The organism is Klebsiella sp. Ech2A, from assembly GCF_030078455.1.
Lineage (GTDB): Bacteria > Pseudomonadota > Gammaproteobacteria > Enterobacterales > Enterobacteriaceae > Klebsiella > Klebsiella terrigena.
This window is the reverse complement of record NZ_JAQGFU010000264.1, coordinates 1-4808: the sequence shown is the minus strand read 5'-3', so window position 1 is coordinate 4808 and position 4808 is coordinate 1. Positions and strand designations below refer to the sequence as shown.

The window sequence follows — 4808 nt, the reverse complement described above, 5'->3', positions numbered from 1 at the left end:
GAGCAGCACCGGTGATCATGTTTTTAACATAGTCGGCGTGGCCCGGGCAGTCTACGTGTGCGTAGTGGCGAGTCGGGGTGTCATATTCAACGTGGGAAGTGTTGATGGTGATACCACGAGCTTTTTCTTCCGGTGCGTTATCGATCTGGTCGAATGCGCGCGCAGAACCACCGTAGGTTTTAGCCAGAACGGTAGTGATTGCAGCAGTCAGCGTTGTTTTACCATGGTCAACGTGGCCGATAGTACCGACGTTAACGTGCGGTTTTGTACGTTCAAACTTTTCTTTAGACATCGATTGTCCCTCTAAGACACGGATAAATCGGTGATATCACCACATCAACCAGGCAACATGCCCGACTTGTTGAATGCAATAGAATAGAGAGAAACAGGGAAGGAGAGATAAAGAAGTGGTGCTGATACCCAGAGTCGAACTGGGGACCTCACCCTTACCAAGGGTGCGCTCTACCAACTGAGCCATATCAGCACGTCTGGAGCGGGCAGCGGGAATCGAACCCGCATCATCAGCTTGGAAGGCTGAGGTAATAGCCATTATACGATGCCCGCATCCTGAAACTCGGCTACCCAGTTCTTTCTATAACAAAAAAAAGAGAGTTATCTCTTTTCTTTGTTTGAGCTGATTAGCTTAACCAATCAACTCTGGCTCCGCAAAGCGTTGCCGAAAGATGGTGGTGGGGGAAGGATTCGAACCTTCGAAGTCGATGACGGCAGATTTACAGTCTGCTCCCTTTGGCCGCTCGGGAACCCCACCAGGTACTTGATGGTGCCGACTACCGGAATCGAACTGGTGACCTACTGATTACAAGTCAGTTGCTCTACCTACTGAGCTAAGTCGGCATCAAGTAGCGCGCATTTTAGGGAGCCCTGCGCATTCATGCAACTAAAAAATTGCATAAATCGTTCTATCGCTCATATTTTGCTCTCAAACACCAAAAAGCGGTGTAATTTCAATCGATGAAGAACAAAAAAACACCATTCCTCTCGCAATATTTCCATCCAAAGCCCGCTGCGGATAGGCAAGGGACGCATTTTGCCGCATCCCCGGCACGATAAAGTCGCTTTGCTCTCTGCTATATAATGGATAGCTGAGTGGCCTGAGCGACTCGTTGACTGCATCATCGGCGTTTACTGCCCGCCGCCGTTTGCCCCCCGCCTCAGCTTTGTCGTCCTTTATTCACAAATTTCACTCTTGTGATGTTGGCGTGAGAAAGCATCATTCAATGCGTTTTTTTCTTATTATTCCCTGCAATCTGGTGTTACCCTCCTGCCCATTGTCCTGATTAACTTATGTGAAGCATCTGCGCCTGTCTTTAATTTGGCGATGGTAAGAAAATGCTTATGAGCAAAAAAGAGCAAACGTTAATGACACCTTATCTACAATTTAACCGCAACCAATGGGCTGCACTTCGTGATTCCGTTCCGATGACGCTGACAGAGGAAGAAATCACGCGGTTAAAAGGCATCAACGAAGATCTTTCGCTGGAGGAAGTCGCGGAAATTTATTTGCCGCTGTCGCGTTTGCTTAATTTCTATATCAGTTCCAACCTGCGTCGTCAGGCCGTACTGGAACAGTTTCTGGGTACCAACGGTCAGCGTATTCCGTATATCATCAGCATCGCCGGTAGCGTCGCGGTAGGTAAAAGTACAACCGCGCGCGTGCTGCAGGCGCTGCTTAGCCGCTGGCCAGAGCATCGGCACGTTGAACTGATCACCACCGATGGCTTCCTGCATCCTAATGCCGTATTGAAAGAACGCGGCCTGATGAAGAAGAAGGGCTTCCCGCAGTCTTATGATATGCACCGCCTGGTCAAGTTCGTCTCCGATCTGAAATCTGGCATCGCCAACGCTAAGGCCCCGGTCTATTCACACCTGATTTATGATGTTATTCCCGATGGCGATAAGACGGTTTCCCAGCCGGACATTTTAATTCTTGAAGGATTAAATGTTTTACAAAGCGGGATGGATTATCCGCACGATCCGCATCATGTATTTGTTTCTGATTTCGTTGATTTTTCTATATATGTTGATGCGCCGGAAGACATGCTGCGGAGCTGGTATATCAATCGTTTTCTAAAATTCCGTGAAGGCGCATTTACCGATCCTGACTCGTATTTCCATAATTACGCAAAGCTCTCGAAAGATGAAGCCGTCAATATAGCCACCGCGCTATGGAATGAGATTAACCTGCTGAATCTCAAAGAAAACATCCTGCCAACTCGCGAAAGAGCGAGTCTGATAATGACCAAGAGTGCCAACCATTCGGTCGACCAGGTCCGCTTGCGGAAATAAAAAAGGGAGCCTCGGCTCCCTGTTATTTATTCGGCGCTGCGTAGCGATATTTCACCGCCAACCCATGGTTTAATCACCCCATCTTGCTCAAGTAATAATGCTCCCTGAGTATCGATGCCACGGGAAATCCCGAAGATTTCTTTATCTCCGATAATAAGCTTAACCGGGCGATTGAGGAAATTATCTAATTTTTCCCAGCGCGACAGGTAAGGAGCCAGCCCTTCCTGTTCAAACAGCTGCAGTCCCGCTCGTAGCTCTTTAATCAGGCGCGCGGCCAGCGCATTACGATCGATAGAGACTCCGGCTTCCTGCAGGCTAATCCAGCCCTGATTGACAACATCAGTCTCCACGCGTCGCATCGCCAGGTTGATCCCTGCCCCGCTTACTATCTGCGCCGCATCGCCCGTTTTTCCCGTCAACTCCACCAGGATACCGGACAGCTTCCGGTCCTGAAGGTACAGATCGTTTGGCCACTTGACGCGAACCTTATCGGCGCCGAGGCTCTGAAGTACCTCAGCAATAACAATGCCAATCACCAGGCTCAAGCCTACCGCTGCGGCAGGTCCCTGCTCCAGTCGCCAGTAGATGGAAAGATAGAGATTCGCACCGAAGGGTGAGAACCACTTGCGCCCGCGGCGACCGCGCCCAGCCTGCTGATATTCCGCAACGCAGGCATCGCCAGACTGCAGCTCGTTAAGCCTGTCCAATAAATACTGGTTTGTGGAATCAATCACCGGCAGCACGGTGACGCGCCCCTGATCGATCTGTCCGGCAATCAGCTCTTCATTGAGTAATTGAACCGGTTCCGGAAGGCTGTAGCCTTTACCTGGGACGGTAAAGACATCAACTCCCCAGTCGCGCAGCGTCTGAATATGCTTATTAATTGCAGCCCGGCTCATTCCCAGGCGTTCGCCGAGCTGCTCGCCGGAATGAAACTCGCCGTCAGCCAGAATAGATATCAGGGTCAGGGGAATGGTGTTGTCCCTCATGCAATCGCCTCCTCAGCGTTAACTTCACCGGTTGCGCCAATAAAGCGGACTTCGGGCTGCAGCCAGACGTTAAACATCTCGCCAACCCGCTGGCGGACGTAGTGAGCAAGATCGATCACATCGTCACTGGTTGCATGGTGGTCATTGATTAATACCAGCGCCTGCTGGCGATGTACCGCCGCACCACCGATAGTTTTCCCTTTGAGCTGACATTGATCGATAAGCCAGCCAGCGGCCAGCTTGATGCTGCCATCCGCCTGCGGATAGTGAGGCGCATTTGGGAAAGCGGCCAGCAGTTCATGCCCTTTCTCCGCGCTAATTACCGGGTTTTTAAAGAAGCTGCCGGCGTTACCATTTACCTTGGGATCGGGAAGCTTGGTCATTCGCATATGGCAAACAGCATCAAATACCTGTCGAGGCGTCACGGTATTTGGGTCAAGACGGGCCAAATCGCCATAGGTCAGCACCGGCTGCCAGACTTTAGGCAACCTGAGGCCAACGGCCACGATGGCATAGCGATCCTGATATTCATGTTTGAAGATACTATCCCGGTAGCCAAAACGGCACTCGTTGGCCGAAAGCCGCTGTTTGTGCCCGGTTGCCAGCTCAATACAGTCAACATACAGGCAGACACGCTGGAGCTCGACGCCATAAGCACCAATATTTTGAATGGGTGAAGAGCCAGCACAGCCGGGGATCAAGGCAAGGTTCTCCAGGCCCGGCATGTCTTTATCTAAAGTAAACTGCACCAGATGGTGCCAGTTCTCCCCTGCCCCAACGTGTAGATGCCAGGCTTCAGGCGTTTCTGTAACCTCAATCCCCAGGATGCGGTTGATAATGACCGTACCAGAATAATCCTTTAAAAAGAGCACGTTGCTTCCTTCCCCGAGGATTAAGACCGGCTGTTCCTCTGCGGTGGCATCCTGCCAGGCAGACAGTAGCTGTTGCTCATTTTCGGCGCGCACAATTGCTTTGGCTGTACGATCGATGCCAAAGGTATTCCAGGGTTTAAGGGAGTGATTCATAGTGGCTTCCTGATGCAAAATCTGCACTAGTTTACCGTATATGTCAGGGGAAGGCTTGTTCGGTTTGGTCGCTGGCTGCCGGATATTCCCGGTTCGCGGCGCCCAGCGCCCGAACCGGACGGCGTCCGGCCGCTTTTCATAAACCGCAGAAAACAAAAAAACCCCATGCTTTCGCATGAGGTTTTTCTGTTTGTTTGATGCCTGGCAGTTGTATGCCGGGCTTCCTGCCCGGCACCCTCCGGGCAGCACGGCGTGCTGTGCAAATTCGTTCCCGACGAATTTGTCCTACTCAGGAGAGCGCTTACCGACAAACAACAGATAAAACGAAAGGCCCAGTCTTTCGACTGAGCCTTTCGTTTTATTTGATGCCTGGCAGTTCCCTACTCTCACATGGGGAGACCCCACACTACCATCGGCGCTACGGCGTTTCACTTCTGAGTTCGGCATGGGGTCAGGTGGGACCACCGCGCTGTTGCCGCCAGGCAAA

At 51.5% G+C, this 4808-nt stretch carries 4 protein-coding genes, 4 tRNA genes and 1 rRNA gene; 1 reads left to right on the top strand and 8 read right to left on the bottom strand.

Annotated features, from left to right (window positions below; translation table 11 throughout):
- The 5 genes from PFH44_RS24955 to PFH44_RS24935 form a co-directional block, all read right to left on the bottom strand.
- A partial coding sequence (locus PFH44_RS24955) for a GTP-binding protein (RefSeq protein WP_038878821.1) occupies window positions 1-292 on the bottom strand: 292 nt, incomplete at its 3' end.
- A gap of 116 nt (window positions 293-408) precedes the next feature.
- Window positions 409-484: transfer RNA gene (locus tag PFH44_RS24950), tRNA-Thr, on the bottom strand.
- Window positions 485-489: 5 nt separating this feature from the next.
- A tRNA-Gly gene (locus PFH44_RS24945) sits at window positions 490-564 on the bottom strand.
- Between the two features lie 120 nt (window positions 565-684).
- Window positions 685-769, bottom strand: a tRNA-Tyr gene (locus PFH44_RS24940).
- 10 nt (window positions 770-779) lie between these two features.
- Window positions 780-855: transfer RNA gene (locus PFH44_RS24935), tRNA-Thr, on the bottom strand.
- 501 nt (window positions 856-1356) lie between these two features.
- Here PFH44_RS24935 and coaA point away from each other — a divergent pair.
- Window positions 1357-2307 carry a type I pantothenate kinase gene (gene coaA, locus PFH44_RS24930; RefSeq protein WP_283826490.1) on the top strand — a complete coding sequence of 317 codons (951 nt, stop codon included), beginning with the start codon at window positions 1357-1359 and terminating at the stop codon, window positions 2305-2307.
- A 26-nt stretch (window positions 2308-2333) separates the two neighbouring features.
- Here coaA and birA read toward each other — a convergent pair whose 3' ends face one another.
- The 3 genes from birA to rrf form a co-directional block, all read right to left on the bottom strand.
- Entirely contained in the window at window positions 2334-3296 is a 963-nt protein-coding gene (birA, locus tag PFH44_RS24925) for a bifunctional biotin--[acetyl-CoA-carboxylase] ligase/biotin operon repressor BirA (RefSeq protein WP_045857994.1), read from the bottom strand.
- Window positions 3293-4321: a UDP-N-acetylmuramate dehydrogenase gene (gene murB / locus PFH44_RS24920; protein ID WP_283826489.1), complete on the bottom strand. Its 1029-nt coding sequence runs from the start codon at window positions 4319-4321 to the stop codon at window positions 3293-3295. The genes birA and murB overlap by 4 nt, the downstream gene beginning before the upstream one ends.
- 367 nt (window positions 4322-4688) lie before the next feature.
- Window positions 4689-4804: ribosomal RNA gene (rrf, locus tag PFH44_RS24915) — 5S ribosomal RNA — on the bottom strand.
- Between the last annotated feature and the right edge of the window lie 4 nt (window positions 4805-4808).